Source organism: Dickeya sp. ws52, assembly GCF_007210685.1.
Lineage (GTDB): Bacteria > Pseudomonadota > Gammaproteobacteria > Enterobacterales > Enterobacteriaceae > Dickeya > Dickeya chrysanthemi.
The window spans coordinates 28,977-54,202 of record NZ_SZVX01000002.1; the positions used below are offsets into that span (position 1 = coordinate 28,977).

Genomic DNA, 25,226 nt, shown 5'->3' on the forward strand with positions numbered 1-25,226 from the left:
CCGTTTGGTTTGAACATACACCGCAAGGAATCAATATGTCGATAAGATGGGAAGACATTAGGACGTTCAACAATTCTCAGAATAATGCTTTTGAAGAACTAATTTGTCAGTTAGCAAGAGAAGAACCTATTAAAAACAAAGTGGATTTTCGCCGTGTGGCAGCGCCTGATGGCGGTGTTGAAGCTTACTGTATACTTGATGATGGTTCTGAATATGGCTGGCAGGCAAAGTATTTTTTTTGTATGGGGGATGCTCAGTGGAAACAGATAAAGGAGTCATTTGAAACTGCTTTAAAAACACATCCAAGCCTTACTAAATATTATATATGTATTCCATTAGACCGTCAGGATCCTCGTAGAAAAGATCAGGATTGGTTTATGGATAAATGGAATAAAAAGGTTGCTGAATGGATACAATATGCTAAGGGGCTGGGAAGAGATATCAGCATTGAGTATTGGGGAAGTTCAGAGCTAATTCATCGCTTATCGCAGGAAAATAACGCTGGCCGGTTGCATTTTTGGTTTTCAATGGAAGAACTGACAGAGCGTTGGTTTTGCGAACAGGTAGAAGAGAGTACTAAAAACCTTGGTAAACGATATACACCTGAATTGAATGTCGAACTAGATATTGCCAGAAATTTTGATGCAATCAGCAGAAATAGTGATTTTTATAAGGTAGTACATAGAAATTTCCATGACTTCCTTGCAAAACTTAACAAGTTTGCAGAACGGTCCATTCATCATTCTGGTAATAATACTTCTGAGGAATTTAAACGATGGATTTCTGATGTTAAAGGCTGCTTTGTTTCCGAAGTCCGTGGATTGGAACAGTTTGATATAAATTTATTGTTGAGTTACATAGATAATATTAGTAAGTATTTATCTGATTTTGAACATGAATTTATTGATAATAGTGATAAGAAAAATGACGATCTGAGGTATCAGGTTAGTAATACGTGGCAGGCAATTTCTGACTTTTCAGACTTTATAAATGGCCCAATGTTGAAATTGGCAAATAACCCTCTAATGATTCTGTCAGGAGAGGCCGGGATTGGAAAATCTCATTTATTAGCGGATATAGCAAACCATCGAATAAAGAGTAGGGTTCCCTGCCTATTGCTTTTGGGGCAGAACTTTGTATCAGAAGAGTCACCATGGACACAAATACTAAGAAATATTCTGCGTGTTGATGGTAAAGAAAATGTCTTATTAGGAGCATTGAATGCCAGAGCAGAGGCTCAGGGAGAGCGTCTGCTATTTATTATTGATGCAATCAATGAAGGGAAAGGGCGGTATTTTTGGCCTGATTATTTAGTCGGTATGATTAATCAGTTCTCTAAATACCCTTGGCTCGGACTTGTTTTGAGTATCAGAAGTTCATATGATAAATTAATTGTCCCAAAAGACTTTTTCAATGAAAATAAAATAACACGGATTACCCATTCTGGTTTTAGAAATGTCGAATATCAGGCGTCTAAGTTCTTCTTTTCTCAATATAACATAGAGCAACCAGAGATCCCGATATTACATCCGGAATTCAGTAACCCACTTTTTCTTAAAATTTTTTGCGAAGGTTTACATCGTTCTGGATTCAGTAAAATTCCTAAAGGATATTCCGGGATAAGTAATATCATTGCTTTTTTTATAAACAGCGTTGAGGCTAAATTATCGAGGCCTTCCTATTTTAATTACCCTGAAAATTCTAAGCTTATAGAGAAAACTATTAATGAATTAATAGAATATAAGCTAAGTAATGACTTGATTTTTATTCCGTATGAAACTGCATTTGATATAGCAGAGAAAAACATTAGGCGATATAGTGATCGACGTCGTTTTCTTGATGAATTAATTTCCGAAGGAATATTATCAAAGAATATTTATTGGGATGAGAAAGATAATTATGAAGAAGGTGTCTATCTTGCTTATGAACGATTTGAAGATCATCTGACAGTATCTTTTCTTTTGAATAAATATTTAGAAAATAATAGTGATGCACTGGTTTATATTTTTAAAGATAATGGTGAGTTATATAAATATATAAAACAAATTTATCTTTATCAGGGGGTTGTTGAGTCACTTTCTATTCAGTTGCCTGAAAGATTTGGTAAAGAGCTTTATGAGCTAGTTGATGATAAATATAAGAAGCATGATGGAATTATACGTGCATTCATTTCATGTCTTATCTGGCGTAAGACCGATAATATTGAGAAAAAGACTCTAAAGTATATTAATGAATATATCATTCCATTTGACAATGGATTTGATGCCTTTATGCAGATGGTTTATACAGTATCCTCCGATCCTGAGCATTTTTATAATGCAGATAGTTTGCATAAATTCCTTTCAAAACATTCAATGGCAAATAGAGATTCATTCTGGACGAAGTATCTCCATAATTTAGATGATTATGAAATTTCTTCGATGCAGCGCTTAATTGACTGGGCTGGATCGGAAGAGGATAAATTTTATTTATCGGATGACTCAAGATTACTGGCCGCTAAGGCACTGTCATGGTTACTGACGAGCACAAATATAAAATTACGAGATAGTGCAACGAAATCGTTAGCCAATTTATTAAAAAATAATATTAAAACGATTACGGCGCTCATAGATAGCTTTAAAGATGTTAATGATCCTTATGTAATTGAGCGAATTCTAGCAGCTTCTTATGGCGCGGTTTTAAACTCTGTTACTCTGGAAGGGCTGGATAAACTTTCTGAAAATATTGCTGCTACTATTTTTGAAGCTGAAGAGGTATATCCTAATGTTCTTGTCAGGGATTATGCAAGAAATATAATCGAATATGCAGTATATAAGAATATATATCAACTCAATAACATTGATATCATTCGACCTCCATATCGTAGTTATTTTCCGACGACTTTCCCTACCAATGAGGAGATTGATGCGTATAAATATGACTATAATGCTACGGATTTTAAAAAATATTACTGGAGTCAGAATGCCATATTAAGCTCAATGGTAACTGAATATGGTCGTGGTACAGGCGGGTATGGTGATTTTGGGCGCTATACATTTGAAAGTGCCTTATCAGGATGGGATCAATTTGATCCTAATGATTTAAGTAACTATGCTTGTAAGCTGATCTTTGAGAAATATGGCTATGATGTAGAGAAGCATGGAAAGTTTGATCGATATGCTGGTGAAGGAAATAGAAGTAGGAACAGGAAAGAAAGAATAGGTAAAAAATACCAATGGATTGCATTATATGAGGTTCTGGCTCGTATTGCAGATAATCATAAGCAGGCAGATGGGAGAAGTCGATGGTCAGAGCCGAAAGATTATGTCTGGTTTCAGGGGCCATGGGAAATATTTGTTAGAAATATAGATCCTACCACGATGCCTTATAGTAAAGAGATTATAAAACAAAAAAAATTTTGGAATAATGAAAAAACCTATAATGATTGGGATGGATCTATTAAAGATTGGTTGAAAAGAGAGAGTAATCTACCTGACCCAATTGAAATGATATCAGCTTTTTCTGCTGATAATAAAAAGTATTTTTTGCTTGATGGCTATTTTACATGGGATGAACCACTTCCTCTTGGTGCGGATAAATATGGACATTCGACTAAGCACCTTTGGTATAAAGTTAGAAGTTATTTAGTCAAAGAAGTTGAATTTACAAAATTAATAAGCAAGTTGAATAAGGATCTGTCATTAATCCAAAACTTACCAGAAACGCATGAGCAATACCGAGTATTTAGTCGAGAGTACTACTGGTCGCCAGCATATAAATTTTTTGACGACCCGTATTATGGGGATAAGGGATGGCAGGATATTCATACTAATTGGCGAAGAAGAGGAAAACCTATTGCAAATATTTGTTTAACAGCAGAAAGACATTATTGGGAATCTGATTCGTCGGGTGATAATGGGCTATCATATCTGGCACCTTGCGAATTTATGTATCATGGAATGAAATTGGACTATTCTAAAAATACCGGGGAATGGTTGGATTGCGATGGGGAAATTATATTTCTGGATCCCTCTATTCAGTATGAAAATGAATCGGCACTCATTGTTGATAAAAATAAGATAGAACAATTTCTTTCAAAAAATAATTTAAATATAATTTGGGTTGTTACTGGTGAGAAAAATGTTCATTCAATGCATCCAATCGATCTCGATGGTGATAAATGGCTGGAGATATATGGGGTTTATTCTTTAAAAAATAATTATTTAGATGGGAGCTGGAAGGTTAAATAGATGCTATCTGATAATAAGTTCCTATTTTATTAAAATTATTGGTCGCCTTTTTACGATAACGACCCACTCCGGCACTTGTAAAGTCAGGTGCCGGTAATATAGCTATACTGATAGGAAATAATATTATAGCTAGTTATTATTTGTTTAATGAAGCATATTTTGCATATGGTGAATTTAGTGTTTTTCATGCCTATGAAACCCAGCATGGCAATTGAATTATGGTTGAGTGGGAAAATAGTAATACTAATCATTTCCCAGTAAGATAGGAAAATACATCCTGTTTACAACCTACAAGGTTGCTCTTTCCAATAAATGAATTTAATTTTAAAAATTATTATGTGGATTGATTTATTTTTCCCATTGAACACTTTCACCATTATGTAACTTTAAAATAACTTCCGCAAAATCATCATCAACCGTATAAAAATAACATTCTGGCACATTAAGCACCTTGGCAAACGCGCACATCATCTCAAATGTTGGGCGATGTATACCGCTTTCATATTGGGATATGCGTGATCGTGCGGTGGCTTCTTCAATACCCGCCAGTACGCCTAGCTTTTCCTGAGTGAGATTTGCTCGTAGGCGGGCAGTTTTAAGGCGAATGGGCAGCATAATGGCACCATCAATAAGAATATTGATAGCATGTTTAGCACTACTTTACATGATGGTTGCTTAGACTTCCTGAACAATAGGGAGGGGTACTTATTTTGCATTCATCAGGAATGGCGCTGATGTTTAAGATAAAGCTCCAGGATCATGTCAGCAAAATCATCGTTAACGGTGTAAAAGTAGCATTCCGGCACATTAAGCACCTTTGCAAATGCGCACATCATTTCAAACGTTGGACGATGTATCCCACCTTCATACTGAGACACGCGGGAACGTGCAGTTTCTTCCTCGATGCCAGCAAGAACTCCCAGTTTTTCCTGAGTGAGATCTGCCCGTAGTCGGGCGGTTTTGAGACGAGCAGGCAGCATTCATTACACCATCAATGATCATAGATTGACTTAGTGTTTAGCATTACTTAACATCGTGGTTGTTTAGACTCTCTGAACAAATGATGTTTAATGTGAGGCTACAGAATAAGGATCGTGGCGATGATTGATAAAGACTGGCACCCGGCTGATATCATCGCCGGGTTAAGAAAACGAGGAACAACACTGGCAGCGGTTTCGCGTAACGCGGGGTTAGCGTCTTCCACGCTGGCAAATGCGCTAACAAGACACTGGCCTAAAGGGGAAAAGCTGATTGCAGAAGCGCTGGGTGTTTCGCCTGCGGAAATCTGGCCTTCCCGTTACCGCAAGTCAGAAAATCGTTAAAGTAAAACAGGATCTCCCGAACCGTTATCGGCTTGGGTCGGTAACGGTTCGGGAGAAGGCAAGCGAAGCGCGGCAGTTTACTTTTATCGATAAATTTCTCAGTGAGTCGCGATAGTGAGTGTCACTATTATTGATTCCATCATCTTCATCTGTTATTCGCCTCATGAGATTGCCTCATTAGTTCGCCTCACGGTATGAGCCGATGTGATGCGCCGACAGCGTGAGGCGAATGCGGTGGCCGCAATGCAGTCATGTGCCGGAAAATACATTTCCCGGCACAAAACGGCGTGCGCCAGTTCATGCGGGCTGGACGCCCTTATTGCCTGGCGCATGGGGGTAATGTCGTGGCTGGACGCCACGCCAAAACCCCCAAGGTCAACGGCGGCACACCGTCGCGCGCTACGCGCGACCAACCCCTTTAAGACGCGCGTTTTAGCCTGTTATTTCTTTTCCTCGCTGGCTCGGTGCGAAATAACGGGAAACGCCGCTTTAAATGGGTTGGTCGCGCCACGCTACCGGCTGGTGGCCGGAGACTTAGCGGCGACGGTGTGCGGGGCAAGCCCCCCACAAAAACCGGCGCGTGGGCGCGCCTATTTGCTCGCTGGGGCGGCAAATTTTTTGCGGCTCCCCCCGGTCTGCAAAAGCCGCGTGGGCGCGGCTGTTTGCAGATGGGTTCGGCGACGCAAATTAGCCATTTCTGCGAAATGGAATTTACTCGCCTCACGCCACTTTTTAATTTCTGCTGTTCGCATCCATTAAAAAGCCATACAAGCTCGGTCTGTCGTATCGCTTGTCCCGGTAAAAACGGGTCATTGCGATGGTGACAGAGCCCGCTGTTGTATCAGGGATGTTCGGTGCTCGCTCTGCTGCGCTCCGCCTCAGCCCTGATGCAACAGCGGCGTAAAGAAACAATATAAGCCGACTCTTTTCGATCAGAAGCGGCTTATTCCATCAGTGCATCCGTCTGACTCAGGCAACCTTAATCGACTTCTCAAAGCGATAAGCCGGGATGAACTGATGCTGGCAGGCATCAAGATAATCCGACCACCATTGCATCATCTGCGTGCGTTCGTCGAGGTGCTCCGCCTTGTGAATATAGGCGGCGCGAACGTGGTTGCGCTCCTGATGGCTCATCTGCCGCTCCACGGCATCTTTTGACCATCGACCTGATTCAATCAACGCGCTACATGCTATCGTGCGGAAGCCATGTCCGCAGATGTCCGCCTGCGTGTCGTACCCCATCGTTCGCAGCGCTTTGTTGATAGTGTTCTCACTCATTGGTTTACGCGCATCGTGATCGCCCGGAAAGAGCAAATCCCCGTTGCCGGATAGTAGTTTTAGCTGCTTCAGTACCGTTACCGCCTGTTTTGACAGCGGCACCAGATGCGGTGTTTTCATTTTTGCACCACGCTCTGAGTGACGCACACCCGTAATGGGCTCCCGCTGTGCGGGAAGTGTCCACATGGCGTTATCCAGATCGATTTCCGTCCAACGGGCAAAACGTAATTCGCTGGAACGGATAAAGATCAGCAAATTAAGCTGTACCGCCAATCTTGTCAGCAGTCTGCCGGAATAGCCTTCGATTCTTTCCAGTAGTTCCGGCAACCTTTCTAACGGTAGGGCAGGGTAATGGTTTTTTGGCGGCGGGGTGATTGCGCCGCAGAGGTCATTGGCCGGATTGCTGGCAATCAGTCCTTCCTGTACGGCGTAACGCATGATGACTGTCGTGCGTTGCTGTATCCGTGCAGCCGTTTCCAGACAACCCTTTTTCTCTGCCACCCGTATCGGGATAAGCAGATCGGCGGTTTTCAGGTCGGTGACAAGGACATTGCCGATGAGCGGGAAAACGTGCAGTTCCAGTGAACGCAGGACTTTGGCGGCGTGTGCCTCACTCCAGCGAATGTTCGCGGCCACCCACTGACGAGCGATGGCTTCAAAGGTATTACCGTTTTTCTTCGCCTGTTTGTCGTGCTGTTTTTTTACGCCGGGATCGTCCCCTGCGCTGAGAATAGTTCGGGCTTCTTCACGCAGTTTACGGACACTGGCAAGCGAGACAGTCGGGTAAGCGCCAAACGCCAGCTTCTTCTCCTTGCCGCCGAAGCGGTACTTAAGATGCCAGAGCTTGGAACCGTTAGGTTTAATCAGCAGGTATAAACCCTGCGCGTCGCTGAGTTTGTAAGGTTTATCGAGCGGCTTGGCGTTGCGGATGGCGGTATCAGTCAGAGGCATGGTGGGGGCTCCGTAGTTTATCGAACCGACAGGCCCCCAATTAAGCCCCCAAAAACTACGGATGTCAAAAAATCTGGTAGTACCTTGAGGTACTCCAGATTTTCATCAACTCACTGATTTTGCTATGTTCCCGGACGTATAGGAACGTCCCAAAACAAAAATATGGTGCCCGGACTCGGAATCGAACCAAGGACACGGGGATTTTCAATCCCCTGCTCTACCGACTGAGCTATCCGGGCAACGGGGCGCATTAAACCGTATATCACGAAGAGCGTCAACGAGTTTCTGTCATAATCGCTGCGGTTGCTCTATTTTCAGTCAGCCGGTGCTGTTTTAAGTGGGTTCGACGGCGTGGTAATAGCGACGGCGGGCCCGATGGCGTGCAGCATGGCGCCGATAAATACTGTCACATTCGTTGTCTTGAATTCGGCGAAAAATAATGCCACTATTGCGCGGTTTTTAGCTTACCTTCCACCTGCGGTTATTTAGAGGATTGCGGATATGTTGGATTCAATGCTCATGGTACAGACACCGTGCGCCGGATCTCTGCTGCTGTCGCCGCATCCTGAACGTATGGCGTTCACCCCGTCTCTGTTTTCCCGATTGTCCCTTGCCACTATGCGGTGAGGCGTACTTACGCCCCCTGTTAGGCATGATTAAAAATAGAGCCGACCGGTCTCTGATTTTACTGATGTCTATCGGCTGGTGCTGGTCCCAGATGATGCGTGTTTACCTGTGCCTTCGGCGTGGGTCATACGTTTGTCGCGGTTAGCTGGCATTCTGTTCGTCGTTTTGGGCAGTAGTTGATGGGGTACGTTACGCTTAAACCGTAGCGTTATCTCTGCGTGGTGTCTTTCCGGCACGTACACTCATTCTTAACCGTTTGGGTTTGGGTACATGAAACAGTTAAAAATTGCGGCTAATGCGGCGGTTGCCTCCCGTCTAATCACCTTGCGTCCGGTTGTGGCGCTCAGTCAGACCGATTTTACCGATATCGCGGCCGTTGTGGTGTCGGTTGAGGAGGCGCGTAGCGGCATCCTGTCGGTGATGCATCATTCCGGTTTCGGTATTCCGGCATTCGTGGTGCGAGAACCGTGGCACACCAGTGAGGAACTGCTGCCGCCGGGCAGCGAGTGGCTGAGTCTGGATAAAGGCGGAGAACACGCGCTTCAGTTGGAAAAAGCCGCGGCGGAGTATCAGGCTCGTTTACTGCCGCCATTTTTTGACACGTTGTCTAAATACGTCGGTATGCAAAACACCACGTTCGCCTGTCCTGGGCATCAGGGTGGGGCGTTTTTCCGCAAGCATCCGGCCGGGCGTCAGTTTTTCGAGTTTTATGGCGAAAATATGTTCCGCTCCGACATCTGTAACGCGGATGTGAAGCTGGGCGATTTGTTGATCCATGAAGGTGCAGCTAAAAAAGCGCAGAAATTCGCGGCTACCGTGTTCAACGCAGACAAAACCTACTTTGTGCTGAACGGGACGTCGGCGGCGAACAAAGTGGTGACCAACGCGTTGCTGACGCGCGGCGACCTGGTGTTGTTCGATCGAAATAACCATAAATCCAACCACCATGGCGCATTGATTCAGGCCGGCGCAACGCCGATTTATCTGGAGACGGCCCGCAACCCGTTCGGCTTTATCGGTGGCGTGGATGCGCACTGTTTTGATGAAGGCTACCTGCGCGAGTTAATACGCGACGTCGCCCCGGCGCGTGCCGACGAGGCCCGGCCGTTCCGTCTGGCGGTGATTCAGTTGGGTACGTATGACGGCACTATTTATAACGCCCGGCAGGTGGTGGATAGCATCGGTCATTTGTGCGACTACATTCTGTTTGACTCAGCCTGGGTGGGGTATGAGCAGTTCATCCCGATGATGGAACAGTGCTCACCGCTGTTGCTGGACTTAAACGAGAACGATCCGGGGATTTTTGTCACCCAATCGGTACATAAGCAGCAAGCCGGTTTCTCGCAAACCTCGCAAATCCACAAGAAAGACAACCACATTCGTGGACAAAAGCGCTTTTGCCCACATAAGCGACTAAATAACGCCTTCATGCTGCACGCTTCCACCAGCCCGTTTTATCCGCTGTTTGCCGCGCTGGACGTCAACGCCAAAATGCATGAAGGGCCGAGCGGGCGCCGTCTGTGGATGGAGTGCGTCAGGCTGGGGATTGAAGCGCGTAAGCAACTGCTGGAACGCTGTTCGCTTATCAAGCCGTTTGTGCCGCCGGTGGTGGGGGGGAAACGCTGGCAGGATCACGACACCGAAGCGATGGCGCAAGACGTGCGTTTCTTTAACTTCGAGCCTGGCGAGAGCTGGCACGCCTTTGAGGGCTACGCGCAGCAACAGTATTTTGTCGATCCGTGCAAGCTGTTGCTGACCACGCCGGGAATTGATGCGGCAACCGGCGCTTATACCCAATTTGGTATTCCAGCCACCATTCTCGCCAATTACCTGCGTGAGCACGGCATTATTCCGGAAAAGTGCGATCTTAACTCGATTTTGTTCCTGCTGACGCCGGCGGAAGATAGCGTGAAGATGGAGCGTCTGGTAGCGGCGCTGGTGCAGTTCGAGCAACTGATCGAGCAGGATGCGCCGTTAAGCGAAGTCTTGCCGAGCCTGTATCACAAGTATGAGCAGCGTTATGCCGGCTATACGTTGCGGCAGTTGTGCCAGGAAATGCATGATTTTTATGCTAGCCACGACGTGAAGCGGCTACAGAAAGAGATGTTCCGCAAAGCATCTTTCCCGCAGGCGGTAGTACTGCCGCAGGATGCGCATACCGCGTATATTCGTGGCGAGGTCGATCTAGTGCCGTTGGCTGAAGCGGAAGGGCGCATCGCTGCCGAAGGCGCGTTGCCTTATCCGCCGGGTGTGCTGTGCGTGGTGCCGGGGGAGATCTGGGGCGGTGCGGTTCTGCACTATTTCCAGGCGCTGGAGGCAGGCATTAACCTGATGCCGGGCTTTGCGCCGGAGTTGCAGGGGGTTTACAGCGTGGCGCAGGAAGACGGCAGCAAGCGCTTGTGCGCGAATGTGATTGCCCGCTAACTGGCTTGTGCTGTATTCACCAAAGAAAAAACCGGGAGGAAATACCCCCCCGGTTTTTTTATCGCTAATGGGTCATCAAGCGGCTGTTTTCTCGTGTTCCGCTTTCAGCCGGTTGACTTCTTCTTTCTGTTTACGCAGCCCGTACCAGCCGGCAATCAGCATGATGGCCAGCACCGGAATGGTGGCGATAGTCCAGGTTCCGTTCGGGTAATCCAGCGCCATCAGTACCAGTACGCTGAGCAAAAACGCCAGCGTCAGCCAGGAAGAGAACGGCGCCAGCGGCATACGGAAAGCAACCGGTGCGGCTTTGCCCTGACGAATCGCCTGACGCAACTTCATCTGGCAAATAATGATGAATGCCCAGGAGCAGATAATGCCGAGCGAGGCTACATTCAGCACGATTTCAAATACCTGCGACGGCACAATATAGTTGAGAAATACCCCGATCACATGAATACAGACGGTGACCAGAATCCCGGCATAGGGCACCGACTGGGCGCTCATGTTGCCAAGGAATTTCGGCGCGGAACCGCCCTGAGACAGCGAACGCAGGATGCGGCCGGTGGAGTACAACCCGGAGTTAAGGCTGGAGAGCGCCGCCGACAGCACCACGATATTCATGATGGTGCCGATATAGGGCACGCCCAGCTTGCTGAAGAAGGTGACGAACGGGCTTTGCCCAGCCTGATACGCATTCCACGGCAGCAGGCAAACCAGCAGAATGACCGACCCGACGTAAAACAGGCCAATACGCCAGATAACACTGTTGACCGCTTTAGGCAGCGTCTTTTCCGGGTCTTTACATTCGCCGGCGGCGGTGCCGATCAGCTCTACGCCGGCGAACGCAAAGATAACCCCTTGTATCAGCACCAATGCCGGCAGCAAGCCGTGTGGGAATAAGCCGCCGTTGTCGGTAATCAGGTGCAGCCCCGGTATGTTGCCATCCAGCGTTTTACCGGACCCCAGAAAAATCGTGCCCACCACCAGAAACAGGGAAATTGCGGCAACTTTGATCAGCGCAAACCAGAACTCCATCTCGGCGAACCATTTCACGCCAATCATGTTCATGGTGGTGACGATCGCCAGCGCACCCAGTGCGAACATCCACTGAGGGACCTCGGCAAAGGTGCCCCAGTAGTGCATGTAGAGCGCGACCGCGGTGATATCGACGATGCCGGTCATCGCCCAGTTGAGGAAATACATCCAACCGGCGACATAAGAGGCTTTTTCACCCAAAAACTCGCGGGCGTAGGAAACAAAGCTGCCGCTGGAGGGGCGATGGACGATAAGCTCGCCCAGGGCGCGCAGAATGAAGAAAGAGAAAATGCCGCATACCAGATAGACCAGCGCCAGCGCCGGGCCTGCCATTTGCAGCCGTGCACCGGCACCAAGAAATAAGCCGGTACCAATCGAACCGCCGATGGCGATCATCTGTACCTGACGGTTACCCATGCTTTTGTGGTAACCCGCCTCATGTGAATCGAGCCAGCGTCGTTTGGCGTGGTGTTCGGTCTCGTTTTTATGTTGATTCATTACCCGTTAGGTTCCCTTGTCTGTCATTCAGGAGCATGAAATGGCTGTTGTGTCACAGCCTGACTCATCGAGTGGATTAGGTTTTCTGGCTCTGCCGCGTTGGTGGGCCAAAAACGTCAGCGATGCTACCGTTTCCTGACCGGAGAGGCAAAAATTCTCTGCGTTTATTCAATGGGTTTGTTTTGTTTTTATGCTTTCTATTTTTATTTTTTCAAATAATTAATTTGATAAATTTCGATTTTAAAGTCTTTAAATCTATTAATTGGCTTTTTAGATAGTATTTGCTTATGACTGTAACCAATCGTTTGTATTGGTTGTTTATTAATCATTACTAATGTGTTGGATGGAGGCTGCAAGGCGGGAGGCAGAAAACGTTGACCAACAGAGGGAAATAGGCGGCGTCCGTTATGAAATCCGGACACCGCCTGTAGCGTGCGACGTTAGCGACTATAACCGCGATAGTTTTTCTGCGCCGTGTTGACCTTGTACAGATAATGCCGCGATTCCGCCGATGGATGGCGGGTGGTCAGCGTCTGGTAAACCTCGCCGGGCGACATATTATTGATAAGGCTAAACGCGGTGTCCTTATCGCTGGAGAAAACCCGCAACACGCTGCCGGCACCGCCGTTATAGGCAGTGATCACCGCGTAGCGTTGCGACGTCGGGTCCTGAATGCCCGACAGGTAGACGTTTTTCAGCATCGACAGATAAGCCGTACCGGTATCGATGTTGTTTTCCGGGTCAAACAGGTAGCTGCGGCTCGGTTGTCCCCATTTGCCTTTCATCTTGAATACGTCGCGCCCGGCGCTGTGCTGCACCACCTGCATCAATCCTAGCGCGTCGGAGCGGCTCACCGCATAGGGGTTAAAGCTGGATTCGGTTTGCATGATCGCCAGAATCAGCGAAGCGTCGATGCCATAGCGCTCGGAAGCCTGACGCACCATCGGCAGGTATTTGTGCGCACGTTTATCCAGGTGGTTCGGCACCAGTTGAATGGTCACCGACCAGATCACGCGCATACCGGACGTGCGGCGTTGCAGTTTATTTTGCAGCAGATAATCAGCGAAATTGCCGGCGCGGCCTTCCCAGCGGATCGGCTGGCCGGCGTTGTCCAACACCTGGCCGTACAGCAACGGCTCGCGGCTGATTTGGATATCGTTGGCGTCGGAATAGAGGTCGGTATTGCTGGCGTTATCCCCCATCAGCAAGGTAGTGATGATGGCCTGACGCAGACTGGCCTGATAATTCGTTGAAGAAATGGTTTCGATGGTGATAGTACCGGCGTCAAAGTTGACGTGACTACGCGTCATATATTGATCAGAGTATTTGACGTAGTCTTTGGGGCCGGCGATCAACACCTCGTTCAATCCCCAGATGTTTTCGATGTTATTGGCGAATTGCCCCATCAAAATGTCGAAGGCGTTGGTGTCTTTGATAAAAGCCTCGTTGTTCTCACCTCCTTTTTTGCTGGAACAGGAGATCAACAACGGGGCGACAAGCAGCAAAACAAACAGTTTCTTCATCGTATCAAGCCGTACGGGATCAGGGATGCATCAGGGCCTGACGGCCCCTGTCATTTAATGTTGCGGCGGGGTATAACCGTCGATATGCACATCCTTGCCTTCGAACAGGAACTGCACCATCTCCTGCTCCAGCAGCTTGCGATGCTCTACATTCATCATGTTGAGCTTTTTCTCGTTGATCAGCATGGTCTGCTTGCTCTGCCACAAGGCCCAGGCTTCTTTCGAAATTTCGTTATAGATACGTTTACCCAGCTCGCCGGGATAGAGCTGGAAGTCGAGCCCTTCGGCGTCGCGTTGTAAAAAAGTACAAAAAATGGTTCTGCTCATGCTTATTCCTCATCATGTGCGCAGGCGTCAGCGAAGACCGATTGCGGCTGAGCCAACTGGCGTAGCAGCCGTTCCACCGGGGCGGCAAGCCCTACGGACGGCGGGTGCGCTAAGTTATACCAGAGACCGGCACCTTCATCCATGCAGGAACCGTTGTCGGAGATATCCAGCCACATCGGTACAATATCCAGGTGGAAATGGCTGAAGGTATGACGAAAAGCAATGCCCTGCCGCAGCCCCTGCCGCCGGATGCCGCGCTGCTCGAGCCATTGCGTCAGTTCATCTTTCGTGGCGAACTGTGGAAAACAGTACAGACCGCCCCACAAGCCGACCGCCGGGCGTTGTTCCAGCCAGACGGTTTGCTCGTTTTGCAGCAACAGGAACCAGGCGTCCCTTTCCGGCAGAGTCTGTTTGGGTTTTTTGCCGGGGTACTCGGCCCAGTTGTGGTTAGCGTAAGCGATGCAGCCGTTGCTGAGCGGGCACAGTTCGCATTTCGGGCGACTGCGGGTGCAGACCATCGCGCCCAGATCCATCATCGCCTGATTGAATTTTTCGACGCCGCGCGCGGGCGTGACGGTTTCACTTAGCGCCCATAGCTGTTTCTCGACCTCTTTTTTGCCGGGCCAGCCGGCTACGGCGTAGCAACGCGCCAACACCCGTTTGACATTACCGTCCAGAATCGGGTAGTGCTGGCCGAGCGACAGCGAGAGAATGGCGCCGGCGGTGGAGCGGCCCACGCCGGGCAGGTCGACGATGTCGTCAAAGCGAGTAGGAAAATCGCCGCCATGGCGATTAACGATGGTCTGTGCCGCCTTATGCAGGTTGCGGGCGCGGGCATAGTAGCCGAGTCCGGTCCACAGATGCAGCACGTCGTCTAATGGCGCCGCCGCCAGTTCGCTTACCGTAGGGAAACGCGCCATAAACCGTTCGAAATAAGGGATGACGGTGGCGACCTGAGTCTGCTGTAGCATCACTTCCGACAGCCAGACTTTATAAGGGGTTTTTTCAAGTTGCCAAGGTAGGGTTTTACGGCCGTAGCGCTCGTACCACTCCAGTACCTGTTGCGCGAACTGTTGCGCTTGCATCATAAGGGGCGTCGTTATCCGGCAGGTAAAAATTTGACAGCGATTCCAGCACAGAGTGAATGTACTGTAAACCGGAACTTTCCGCCTCCGCCTACTTGCTAAACAACCGTATCCTTGGATAATGCGCGTTTTCCCAACCCAATCAGACTTACAGAAAGCATTATGATCAATAACGTCATCTCTCCGGAATTCGATGAAAACGGCCGCCCGCTGCGTAGAATCCGCAGTTTTGTGCGCCGCCAGGGCCGCCTGACCAAAGGGCAGCAACAGGCGTTGGATGATTTTTGGCCGGTGATGGGCGTGGAATATCAGAATGAGCCGCTGGATTTTGCCCGGTTATTTGGGCGAGATGCGCCCGTGGTGTTGGAGATCGGTTTTGGGATGGGGGCGTCGCTGGTGACGATGGCGCAGCAGCATCCGGAACAAAATTTTATCGGTATAGAAGTGCATGTCCCCGGCGTGGGCGCTTGCTTGGGGGCGGCGCAGGAAGCGGGCGTCGATAACCTCAGGGTGATGTGTCATGACGCGGTGGAAGTGCTTGAGCGTATGATCCCCGATGGTTCGCTTGCCATGGTGCAGCTGTTTTTCCCTGACCCGTGGCACAAGGCGCGTCATAACAAACGCCGAATCGTACAGGCGCCGTTTGCTGAATTGGTAAAGCGTAAGCTGGCGATTGGCGGCATGTTCCATATGGCGACCGACTGGGAACCTTATGCGCAACATATGCTCGAAGTGATGAGTGCGGTCGCAGGTTATCGCAATCTGTCGGACCATAATGATTATGTACCGCGTCCGGCTTCACGGCCGTTGACTAAATTTGAGGCCCGCGGCCAGCGGCTGGGCCATGGTGTCTGGGATCTGATGTTTGAGAGGAATCAATAATGGCTAAGAATCGGAGTCGTCGTTTACGTAAAAAGTTACATATCGATGAGTTTCAGGAGTTTGGTTTTTCCGTTAGTTGGCGTTTTCCACAGGGAATCGGCGTGGAAGAGATTGACCGCACGTTGGATCTGTTCGTCGATGAAGTGATCGAGCCGAATGGGTTGGCGTTTGAAGGCAGCGGCTATTTGCAGTGGGAAGGTCTGGTGTGCCTGCAAAAGCTGGGTAACTGCACCGATGAACAGCGCGAGCTGGTGCGTAGCTGGCTGGTATCCCATCAATTGACGGATGTGACGGTCAGCGATCTGTTTGATATCTGGTGGGATTTGCCCGCTAACCTCGGTTAAACCGCGCGTTCTTGGTCACCACTGGCGGTTATCGCCGGTGATGATGGTCGTTGGTCTTTGCCGCCGGCTATTCCGGCCGGCGTCGGGCGCTGTTTTTTCAGGAGTCTTTATGTTGCGTAAAGTGACCTTGGGAGCATTGATGTTACTGGCCTGGCAGGCGCAGGCCGCTTATCAGTGCAATGTTCAACCTCAGGACGACATCGTTATCAGCCCGCAGAGTGTGAAAGTGGTGGGCGCCAGCGGCAATCTGCAAATTTCGCCGCAGGGTGACATCGTGAGCAACGGCAGTGCGCTGAACCTCAGCGCGGCACAGCGCCAGCAGGCCAAGTCGTACCAGTCTGAACTTCGCCAGCAACTGCCGTGGATTGATGACGGAGCCAGGCAGCATCTGGAGAAAGCGCGCCAGGCGCTGGATAAGGTCATTGTGCAGCAATTGGGCAGCGACAGTAATGTGCGTAACCGCCTTGGTACGCTGGATGAGCAACTCAAGCAGCAGATGAATCGGATTATCGAGCATCGTAGCGATGGCCTGACTTTCCATCATCAGGCGATTAAACAGGTTGAGCAGGATGGGCGGCAAATCGTTGAACGTACGATGGGCGGCGTCTTGCAGGATAGCCTTAACGAAATGGGCGTGAAACAGATGGGGAGCGGCGGCAACCCATTACAGGCAATGATGGGCAACCTCGGCGGGTTGCAGAAAGCGATTCAGACCGAATGGAATGATCAGGAAGCGGATTTTCAGCGTTTTGGTCACGATGTCTGTAACCGGGTAACGGCACTGGAAAACCAACGCAAGAGCCTGTTGCAAACATTGAAGTAGGTTGACGTAGCGTTAAGGAAACGGGCTGATGCCCGTTTTTTGATCGTTTGACCATTCTCTCTCACTTTTCAGTATCTTCTTATCTGTCTCCTCTATGCCCGTATCCGGGGGCTTCGTAACATTCATCCTTAGCATGTTCATCAATTGTTACCTTCATGCGTTATGACTATTTTCATTGGTAACATAGAGTGATATCACTCTTGTATTCTAGTGGGGTGGCGTTAATGCTATCGGTGTGGGAAAGCAAGGAAATGCGCATCACGGCTAAATCGCGCCATGCCGGTGTGAAAGAGGGCGATGATGGCGCTCGTTACCGTGTGCTTGCGATGGGGGTACTGCTGTTTTGTCCTGCAACGTTATGGGGCGCGGATAATTTTCGGACGGCGGAGTATGAGCGCAACGGTGCCGCGTTGGATTCTATCAACGCAGCAGAGGCCTACGGGCTCGGGTTTTCGGGGAAGGGCGTTGGCGTAGCGGTTATTGATGCTACCGGTGAGCTGAACGGTGATGAATTTGCCGGGCGGGTGGACTCGGGGGGCGGGTGGATTTCCTCTCCCTGGAGTGGTGCGTTTCATGGCTACGCGGTTGCGGGCGTCATTGGTGCGGCGAAAAACGATAGCGGCGTTCACGGCATCGCTTATCAGGCGACTCTGTTGCCGTTTGGCACCACCTTTTCATCGCAGACATTGGTGAATGCCCAGCTTAACGTGCTCGATCGTCCGGATATCAAGATCGTCAATAATAGCTGGGGATACCGAATATTTAACGACACGGTGCAGACGTTCAGCACCGATCGTCAGATTGAATTGCTGAACGGCATCATCAATAACAACATGGTGATTGGTACGGAGATGGCAAAGCTGGGCCAGTTAACGGTGTTTGCTGCCGGGAACGAGGGGCACCTGACTCCGTCGATTATTGCCGGGCTGCCCACGCTATTGGATGCCTACGGTATTGATAATACGATTGCCAATAACTGGTTAAATGTTGTGGCTTACGACCCTTCTCAACGTCCTTCCAGCGCGGCGTTTATTGCATCATTCAGCAATCTGGGATTTGGGGCGTCTGCGTACACGTTGCTTGCACCGGGCGTAAACATTGTCTCGACCAGAGATGCCGGCACTACGAGGGCATTCAGCGGTACGTCATTTGCGACGCCTTATGTTTCGGGCGTTGCCGCGCTGGCGTCTGAGGCATTTCCGTATCTCAACGGTAAGCAACTCGCCGATATTCTCTTGTCCACGGCGACGCCGCTCACCGGCAGTAACACCCCGCGTGCGGTGTTGCTCATTCACAAGAATTACGATGACCACCAGAACTATCTCGGTAGCGAACTCAATGTGTATGCGACGAGCAATAGCGTCACATTCAGCGATGAGGAAATGACCGTGCTGCTGGCCCGAGTCAGAGAGGATACGTTCTTCAATAACCTCACGGATGATCAGGTCCGCAGCGCGATTCTAGCCCGCGCCAGCGCGCAGAATATCAATGTGCTCACGACGGCGGATTACCAGTCGCTGTTTGGCCAGGGGATGGTTAACGCTTACAAAGCCGTGCAGGGGCCGGGCGCATTGAATGCGCAGCGGCTAAGCAATAGCGATCTCAGTAGCGGCGCGTTTAACGGCAACTACGCGATTTACGCAGTTGATACACAAGGATATTCCAGCACCTGGAGCAATGATATCGCTCAGGTGAAAAATACAACCAGCGGGAGTTCCCTGTATCAGTTGGATGTCGGCTTACGCAAGCAGGGGGCGGGGGTGCTCTACCTGACGGGCAATAATACTTATCTTGGGCCGACCATTGTCGCCGGTGGTAGCGTCGTGGTGGGTAAGGTCGCGCAGGGGAGCGGCAGTCTGGCGGGCGATGTCTGGGTGCAATCGACAGCAACGCTAGGCGGGCATGGCAAAATCGCCGGCACGGTGACGCTTGAGAACGGCTCTACGCTTTCACCCGGCGCATCGGTTGGCACATTAACGGTTGGTAATGTGGTTTTTAAGTCCGGCAGTCTTTATCACTATGAGATTGATGGGCAGGGGAACGCCGACGGGTTGAATGTCACGCAGGATGCGACACTGGCGGGCACCGTGGTGCTGGATGCGCCTTCGCAGTCATTGGGCAATCGGTTTACCCTGTTGAATGTCGGCGGTACTCTGAGCGGCAACTTTGATGGATTAACGTCCAACTTAACCCAGCCTTTCCTGCAAGATACGCTGAGCTATAGCAACAAACAGGCTTATCTGGATGTGGTGCGTAATAATCGGCCCTTTAACGACGTTGCCGCCAGCCGTAATCAACGCGCCGTTGCGCAGGCAATTGAGAGCCAGCAACGTGGTGCGGTTTTCTCGGCTATTGCCAACAGCCAAAGTGAAGGGGCCGCGCGCACGGCGTTCGATACCCTCGACGGCGAGATCTACGCGGCTTCGCGTGCCGCATTGCTCCAGCGTAGCCGGTATGTGCGAGACGAGATCAATAGCGCGCTGCACGATGAAAAGGCACAGTCACTTTGGCTGAGTACGTGGGCTAACAATGGTCAGTTCGATGAGACTACCGAAGCCTCACGCATTAATCACAGCGGTTATGGTTTCTTAATCGGCAATGGCGCTCCAATGGGTGAAAGTAGTGCGTTGGGCTTTGCCGTCGGTGCAGAGAAAAGCAAGATCAAAACCGAGGCGCGTGCCGCCAGCAATGATGTGACGGCCTATCACGTCGGCAGCTATTGGGGAACGAGCTATAGCGGTATCGCATGGCGCTCCGGTCTGGTCTACAGCTATCTGGATATGGACAGCGAGCGAGACATTCAGGTGCCCGGGCTCACGAGCCGTGCTCAGGCGGATTATCATGCGAATCTGGTTCAGGGGTTTGCAGAAGGAAGTCACCGGTTCGTGTTCAACGACAGCTTAAGCGTTGAACCTTATGGCAATGTCTCGTATGCCTGGCTCGATCTTGCGGGGGGGCAGGAGCACGGTAGCGCCGCCGCACTGCGCTGGGAGCGTCAGGGCAGTGGCGCAGGATACTCAACGCTGGGCTTACGCGGCGAAGCGCGCTGGTCTTCTCTCTCACCGGTCCGACTCTATGTCGATGCCGGCTATCAGCGGCGTCTGACATCGGACCGTACCCAGACGCGGCTGAGTTTTGTGCAAGGCGGCGATGCTTATACGATCCGCTCTGCGACGGATGATCGCGATGCTTTGCTATTGCGGGTGGGCGTCACGTTGGCGATTAAGCCAAATGCGACGCTGTTGCTAGGCTATAAAGGTCTGGTGAGCGATAACATGAGCGAGAACAGCGCCAACATGCAGTTTGGCCTCACGTTCTGAGGTGAAATCGGTAATTCTACACGGCGAAAAGCAAGCCCAGGTAGGATTACCGGGGGGCTGTTATTACGGTGCCGGGAACGTGAAGCGGCGGTGGATCGCTTCCAGTTCGTCAAGTATCTCGCCGTTCAGCGTCAGAGAGAGGCTATCCAGATTGATTTTTAACTGATCCAGCGTGGTCGCCCCCAGCAGTGTACTGGCGACGAACGGCTGCTGACGTACAAACGCCAGCGCCATTTGCGCCGGATCCAGTCCGTGTTTTTGCGCTAACGCCACGTACTCGGCGATGGCTTGCTGAGTATGCGGCGCAGAATAGCGCACAAAGCGGCTAAACAGCGTATTGCGCGCGCCGGCCGGTTTGGCGCCGTTCAGGTATTTACCCGTCAATGTGCCAAACGCCAGCGGCGAGTAAGCCAACAGTTCTACCCCTTCATGCTGGCTGATTTCCGCCAGACCGACCTCGAAGCTGCGATTCAGCAGACTATACGGATTTTGGATCGAAACAATCCGCGGCAGTTCGTGTTTTTCCGCCAGTTGCAGATAGCGCATCACTCCCCACGGGCTTTCGTTCGACACGCCGATATAGCGAATTTTACCTGCGCGTACCTGTTCGTTCAGCGCTTCCAGCGTTTCCAGTAGCGTGACGGCCGGTTTTTCGTTGGTGTACTGATAGTTCAGCTTGCCGAAGCTGTTGGTCTGGCGTTGCGGCCAGTGCAACTGATACAGGTCGATGTAATCGGTATTCAGACGTCTGAGGCTGTCATCCAGCGCGGCACGGATATTTTTTCGATCCAACGCTTGCTGCGGGCGCAGGCTATTGTCGTTGAGACGTACCGGCCCGGCGACTTTGCTGGCGATGATCAGCTTTTCACGCCCGCCGCGGCTTTTCAGCCAGGAACCGATATAACTTTCCGTCAGCCCCTGCGTTTGTGGACGCGGCGGAACCGGGTAGATTTCCGCGGTATCAATCAGGTTAACGCCGGCGGCAACCGCTAAATCCAACTGGGCGTGAGCATCGGCCTCGCTGTTCTGTTCGCCAAAGGTCATGGTGCCCAGACCCAGCGTACTGACTTCCAAACTGCTGTGGGGAATACGGTGATAGAGCATTGCGGTTTCCTTTTTATTCTTCTGAGTAACTCGGGTGCGACGGCACCGCAATTTTGACTATAACCAAGCCGTGAGGAGGGGGGAAGGCCCTTTGTGCGGCAAGGTGGAGTATTCATGCGGGGAAAACGCGTTCTTCCCGCAAAGACGCGGGAGTGGCAGGGGACGAGCTGAACGATCGCCCCGATGTGGGGCGGCTGAGGGGAAACCGTACTTAACGCTCGATAACCTGCGAAACATTGTCGTTGTTGAGTTGGTGTTGCACACCGTTTTCATCAGTATAACTGAGCAGCCCGGTGGACGAATCCAACTGTGGCTTGCCTTTGGTCAATAGCATCTGTCCGTCTTTGGTAGCGATAACATAGTGGCTGGCACAGCCGGAGAGCAGGACGACAAAAGTCAGGGCAACGGCGGTTTTTATCCGAAATCGCATACTGAATTTACCTGTTATTTAGCAAAAAAACTGAACGTCTTTTCAGTCTAGCAAAGCGTGGTTTGGCTGAGGTTAGGATTTATGGCAAAAAAATTAAAAAGATACGTAAGGACAGGGTGGGAAACGGCCGATTGACCGTTTCCCACCGGGGAATTACTGTTTTTTGGAGGATTTCTTGCCGCGCATCAGGTTCAGCGCTTCTACTGACATGGAGAAGAACATGGCGAAGTAGATATAGCCTTTCGGGACATGAATATCGACGCTTTCCAGAATCAGCGTAAAGCCCACCAGAATCAGGAATGACAACGCCAGCATTTTTACCGAGGGGTGACGATCGACAAATTCGCCGATGGGGCGAGCGGAAAACATCATAACGCCGACGGCAATCACCACCGCAGCCATCATGATAAACAGGTGGTCAGACAAACCCACGGCGGTAATGACCGAATCCAGACTGAAGATGATGTCCAGCAGCATAATCTGCACAATGGCGCCAAAGAAGGAATGCACCTGCGAAGTATGATCTTCCGAGCCGCCTTCAATAGTTTCGTGAATTTCCTTGCTGGATTTCCAGATCAGGAACAGGCCGCCAAGGAACAGAATCAGGTCACGGGCGGAAACCTCCTGCCCGAATACGCTAAACAACGGATTGGTGAGCCTGATAACCCAGGCGATGGACGCCAGCAGGCCGAGACGCATCAGCATTGCGCCCATCAGGCCGATACGGCGGGCTTTGTTCTGCTGATGTTTGGGAAGCTTGGCGACGACCAGTGACAAAAAGATGATGTTGTCGATGCCAAGTACGATTTCCAGTATGGTGAGTGTTCCCAACGCTAACCAGGCATTGGGATCTGCGATCCAATCAAACATTATCTCAGTGCATCCTTAAACGAAACGTAAACGACTATTATCTCTGTCTTGCTACTGCGCAGGCAAGAGGATTTACAGCAGCCGGACTTCAGGCGGCAGGTGTGTTGGTTTTCCTGCAACCCGACGTATTTGGGCTATAGGCTGCGCTACGCCCTGTGGGCATTACAGCAGAAAATGCCGGGCCAGTAACGGCGTGGTGAAGGTTTTCTTCAGGTAAAAACCGCGCGGCAGCGTCAGAATCGGCTGCCCGTGTTCGCCAATCGCCTCGGTTAGCGCCCGGCTGTTGGCGGCCTTAGGGCGCAACTGCAATACTTCGCCGTGGCGGGCGGTGATGCTTTCCACTTTGCCTAGCACGATCAAATCCATGAGTTCTTCCCAATCCTGTCGTAATTGCCGTTCTTCCTCCGGGTTGGGGCTCCATAACAGCGGCGCGCCGATTCGGCGTTCTCCCAGCGGGATGGGGCGCGAGCCTTCCACCGGGATCCACAATACTCGGGTTAGCTTGTGGCGCACATGGCTGCTTTCCCAGGTTACGCCGCTGTTGCCGGTGAGCGGGGCGACGCAGACAAAGGTGGTTTCCAGCGGCCGTCCTTGTGCATCGACCGGGATAGTTTTCAATTCTACGCCGATATCGGGGAAATCCTGTTCCGGCTTGCTACCGGCGCTGGCGCCCAGAAAGCGTTCCAGCAGCACACCGATCCACCCTTTATCCCGTTTAAGGTCGGCAGGCAGCGGCAGTTCGGCAACGTGGGCCAGCTCCGCCAGCGAATAACCGGCCAGCGCCTGCGCCCGTAACAGCAAGGTCTGTTCACTGTCCGGCGGAACCTGATGAGGCGTGGGTATCTGCATGGATTGCGTATCCGTTACTGGTAATAAAGGTGATTAAAAAAAATACAGCCATAACGGAGGATAACGTCAGGCATTCAGCTATTCAGGCGGAAAATAATAATAGCATGATTCTTTTATGATTTTTTTTCCTTTCATCGTTGTGAAAAAAGCGCCGCCGATTTTTGTTCACGACAAGACACCGACAATGAACAGGATTTTACACTATGTTATCCACAGATTTTTGGGATAACCGGGATAACTCAGGATTACTGTTTTGATTTACAGCCTTGACGGGCGCTGCTTTTGCTGGTTTAGCCGATTTTTTGGCTGGTTTTCCGTGGTTGCCTGTGGATAAAACCGGCGTAGTGCGATCTTTCGCCACTCTGAAATCGGCATTAAGTTCGGGTGGTAATGCGCGGTGGAGAAAGCGGGGAAAAGCACGTTAATTGATTGAAAGGGAATGGCAATTTAGCGAGAGAGATCACGCTTACGTAAAAGTCGAAACGAGTTTTACGCACTTTTTCATGATGTTCTTCACAAAGATGTCCACAGAAAAAGTGAATAAAACGGCGTAATTGCCGCTCGAATGTTTATAACTTTGATCCTATCTGTGGGTTAACGATATTTTATCTAGAGAAAAGTGCGGATAGCGATGCGGCGGGCCGGAACCGTCGATGTTTGTGCAATTGCCGCAAACGTATCAATAAAGGGATGTAAAGCGGGAGTTTACCGCCTGTCAGGAGTGTGAAACAATCGAGTCATCTTTGCATTCTAGTTTATCGAGGTAGTCCGGTGATCGACGATGATGGCTACCGCCCGAATGTTGGTATTGTAATTTGTAATCGGCAGGGCCAGGTATTATGGGCCCGCCGCTACGGCCAGCACTCCTGGCAGTTTCCTCAAGGGGGAATCAACCCCGGAGAGAGCGCGGAACAGGCGATGTTCCGCGAACTGTTCGAGGAGGTGGGGCTGCGGAAAAAGGACGTTCGTATTCTGGCTTCCACCCGAAGCTGGTTACGCTATAAATTGCCAAAACGTTTGGTGCGTTGGGATACAAAACCGGTATGTATCGGCCAAAAGCAGAAATGGTTTCTGCTACAGTTAATGTGTAATGAATCCGACATCAACATGCAAAGCAGCGGCACCCCGGAATTCGACGGATGGCGTTGGGTGAGCTACTGGTATCCGGTACGCCAGGTGGTGTCGTTCAAACGTGATGTTTACCGAAAGGTGATGAAGGAATTCGTCACCGCCGTGATGCAGCTACAGGAGAATTCGGCTACCCGAATGTCATCAGGAACCAGACGAAAACGAGGATAATCCGAC

19 protein-coding genes and 1 tRNA gene are annotated in these 25,226 nt (G+C 50.3%); 8 read left to right on the plus strand and 12 right to left on the minus strand.

Annotation, left to right across the window (positions count from 1 at the left end; genetic code table 11):
* Window positions 1-35: 35 nt before the first annotated feature.
* Window positions 36-4,229, plus strand: coding sequence for a hypothetical protein (locus FDP13_RS01975; RefSeq protein ID WP_143838418.1), 4,194 nt, complete (start codon window positions 36-38; stop codon window positions 4,227-4,229).
* A 348-nt stretch (window positions 4,230-4,577) separates the two neighbouring features.
* On the opposite strand, the gene FDP13_RS01980 is transcribed toward FDP13_RS01975, so the two are convergent.
* Both FDP13_RS01980 and FDP13_RS01985 read right to left on the minus strand, forming a co-directional pair.
* Window positions 4,578-4,844, minus strand: a complete 267-nt coding sequence (locus tag FDP13_RS01980; RefSeq protein WP_143838420.1) for a helix-turn-helix domain-containing protein — start codon at window positions 4,842-4,844, stop codon at window positions 4,578-4,580.
* Window positions 4,845-4,948: 104 nt separating this feature from the next.
* Window positions 4,949-5,209, minus strand: a complete 261-nt coding sequence (locus tag FDP13_RS01985) for a helix-turn-helix domain-containing protein (RefSeq protein WP_012883609.1) — start codon at window positions 5,207-5,209, stop codon at window positions 4,949-4,951.
* Window positions 5,210-5,329: 120 nt separating this feature from the next.
* On the opposite strand from FDP13_RS01985, the gene FDP13_RS01990 reads away from it, so the two are divergent.
* A complete protein-coding gene (locus FDP13_RS01990; RefSeq protein WP_012883610.1) occupies window positions 5,330-5,551 on the plus strand; it encodes a helix-turn-helix transcriptional regulator in 222 nt (73 codons plus the stop codon).
* 969 nt (window positions 5,552-6,520) lie between these two features.
* On the opposite strand, the gene FDP13_RS02005 is transcribed toward FDP13_RS01990, so the two are convergent.
* Complete coding sequence (locus FDP13_RS02005; RefSeq protein WP_143838422.1) at window positions 6,521-7,780, minus strand: integrase arm-type DNA-binding domain-containing protein; 1,260 nt, start codon at window positions 7,778-7,780, stop codon at window positions 6,521-6,523.
* 163 nt (window positions 7,781-7,943) lie between these two features.
* Window positions 7,944-8,019 (minus strand) — tRNA-Phe (locus FDP13_RS02010).
* A 658-nt stretch (window positions 8,020-8,677) separates the two neighbouring features.
* On the opposite strand from FDP13_RS02010, the gene FDP13_RS02015 reads away from it, so the two are divergent.
* Complete coding sequence (locus tag FDP13_RS02015) at window positions 8,678-10,831, plus strand: ornithine decarboxylase (protein WP_143838424.1); 2,154 nt, start codon at window positions 8,678-8,680, stop codon at window positions 10,829-10,831.
* Between the two features lie 75 nt (window positions 10,832-10,906).
* On the opposite strand, the gene ansP is transcribed toward FDP13_RS02015, so the two are convergent.
* The 4 genes from ansP to mutY form a co-directional block, all read right to left on the minus strand.
* On the minus strand, window positions 10,907-12,364 hold the full coding sequence (gene ansP, locus FDP13_RS02020; RefSeq protein ID WP_012770881.1) for an L-asparagine permease: 1,458 nt from the start codon (window positions 12,362-12,364) through the stop codon (window positions 10,907-10,909).
* A gap of 440 nt (window positions 12,365-12,804) precedes the next feature.
* Complete coding sequence (gene mltC / locus FDP13_RS02025; RefSeq protein WP_012770880.1) at window positions 12,805-13,887, minus strand: membrane-bound lytic murein transglycosylase MltC; 1,083 nt, start codon at window positions 13,885-13,887, stop codon at window positions 12,805-12,807.
* Between the two features lie 54 nt (window positions 13,888-13,941).
* Window positions 13,942-14,214: an oxidative damage protection protein gene (locus tag FDP13_RS02030; RefSeq protein ID WP_012770879.1), complete on the minus strand. Its 273-nt coding sequence runs from the start codon at window positions 14,212-14,214 to the stop codon at window positions 13,942-13,944.
* 2 nt (window positions 14,215-14,216) lie between these two features.
* Window positions 14,217-15,302, minus strand: a complete 1,086-nt coding sequence (gene mutY / locus FDP13_RS02035) for an A/G-specific adenine glycosylase (RefSeq protein WP_012770878.1) — start codon at window positions 15,300-15,302, stop codon at window positions 14,217-14,219.
* A gap of 159 nt (window positions 15,303-15,461) precedes the next feature.
* On the opposite strand from mutY, the gene trmB reads away from it, so the two are divergent.
* The 4 genes from trmB to FDP13_RS02055 all read left to right on the plus strand — a co-directional run bounded on the left by trmB (window position 15,462) and on the right by FDP13_RS02055 (window position 20,668).
* A complete protein-coding gene (gene trmB, locus FDP13_RS02040) occupies window positions 15,462-16,181 on the plus strand; it encodes a tRNA (guanosine(46)-N7)-methyltransferase TrmB (RefSeq protein WP_143838426.1) in 720 nt (239 codons plus the stop codon).
* On the plus strand, window positions 16,181-16,525 hold the full coding sequence (locus FDP13_RS02045) for a YggL family protein (RefSeq protein ID WP_143838428.1): 345 nt from the start codon (window positions 16,181-16,183) through the stop codon (window positions 16,523-16,525). Before trmB ends, FDP13_RS02045 begins: the two co-directional genes overlap by 1 nt.
* A 109-nt stretch (window positions 16,526-16,634) precedes the next feature.
* On the plus strand, window positions 16,635-17,348 hold the full coding sequence (locus FDP13_RS02050) for a DUF2884 domain-containing protein (RefSeq protein WP_143838430.1): 714 nt from the start codon (window positions 16,635-16,637) through the stop codon (window positions 17,346-17,348).
* A 224-nt stretch (window positions 17,349-17,572) separates the two neighbouring features.
* Complete coding sequence (locus FDP13_RS02055) at window positions 17,573-20,668, plus strand: autotransporter domain-containing protein (protein ID WP_143838432.1); 3,096 nt, start codon at window positions 17,573-17,575, stop codon at window positions 20,666-20,668.
* A gap of 63 nt (window positions 20,669-20,731) precedes the next feature.
* On the opposite strand, the gene FDP13_RS02060 is transcribed toward FDP13_RS02055, so the two are convergent.
* From FDP13_RS02060 to mutH, 4 genes are all read right to left on the minus strand, one after another.
* Entirely contained in the window at window positions 20,732-21,772 is a 1,041-nt protein-coding gene (locus FDP13_RS02060; RefSeq protein ID WP_143838434.1) for an NADP(H)-dependent aldo-keto reductase, read from the minus strand.
* Window positions 21,773-21,983: 211 nt separating this feature from the next.
* Window positions 21,984-22,202, minus strand: coding sequence for a YgdI/YgdR family lipoprotein (locus FDP13_RS02065; protein ID WP_012770873.1), 219 nt, complete (start codon window positions 22,200-22,202; stop codon window positions 21,984-21,986).
* A gap of 153 nt (window positions 22,203-22,355) precedes the next feature.
* Entirely contained in the window at window positions 22,356-23,072 is a 717-nt protein-coding gene (locus FDP13_RS02070) for a TerC family protein (RefSeq protein WP_012770872.1), read from the minus strand.
* A 162-nt stretch (window positions 23,073-23,234) separates the two neighbouring features.
* Window positions 23,235-23,921, minus strand: coding sequence for a DNA mismatch repair endonuclease MutH (mutH, locus tag FDP13_RS02075; RefSeq protein ID WP_143838436.1), 687 nt, complete (start codon window positions 23,919-23,921; stop codon window positions 23,235-23,237).
* Window positions 23,922-24,692: 771 nt separating this feature from the next.
* On the opposite strand from mutH, the gene rppH reads away from it, so the two are divergent.
* Complete coding sequence (gene rppH / locus FDP13_RS02085; RefSeq protein WP_012770870.1) at window positions 24,693-25,220, plus strand: RNA pyrophosphohydrolase; 528 nt, start codon at window positions 24,693-24,695, stop codon at window positions 25,218-25,220.
* Window positions 25,221-25,226 lie beyond the last annotated feature (6 nt).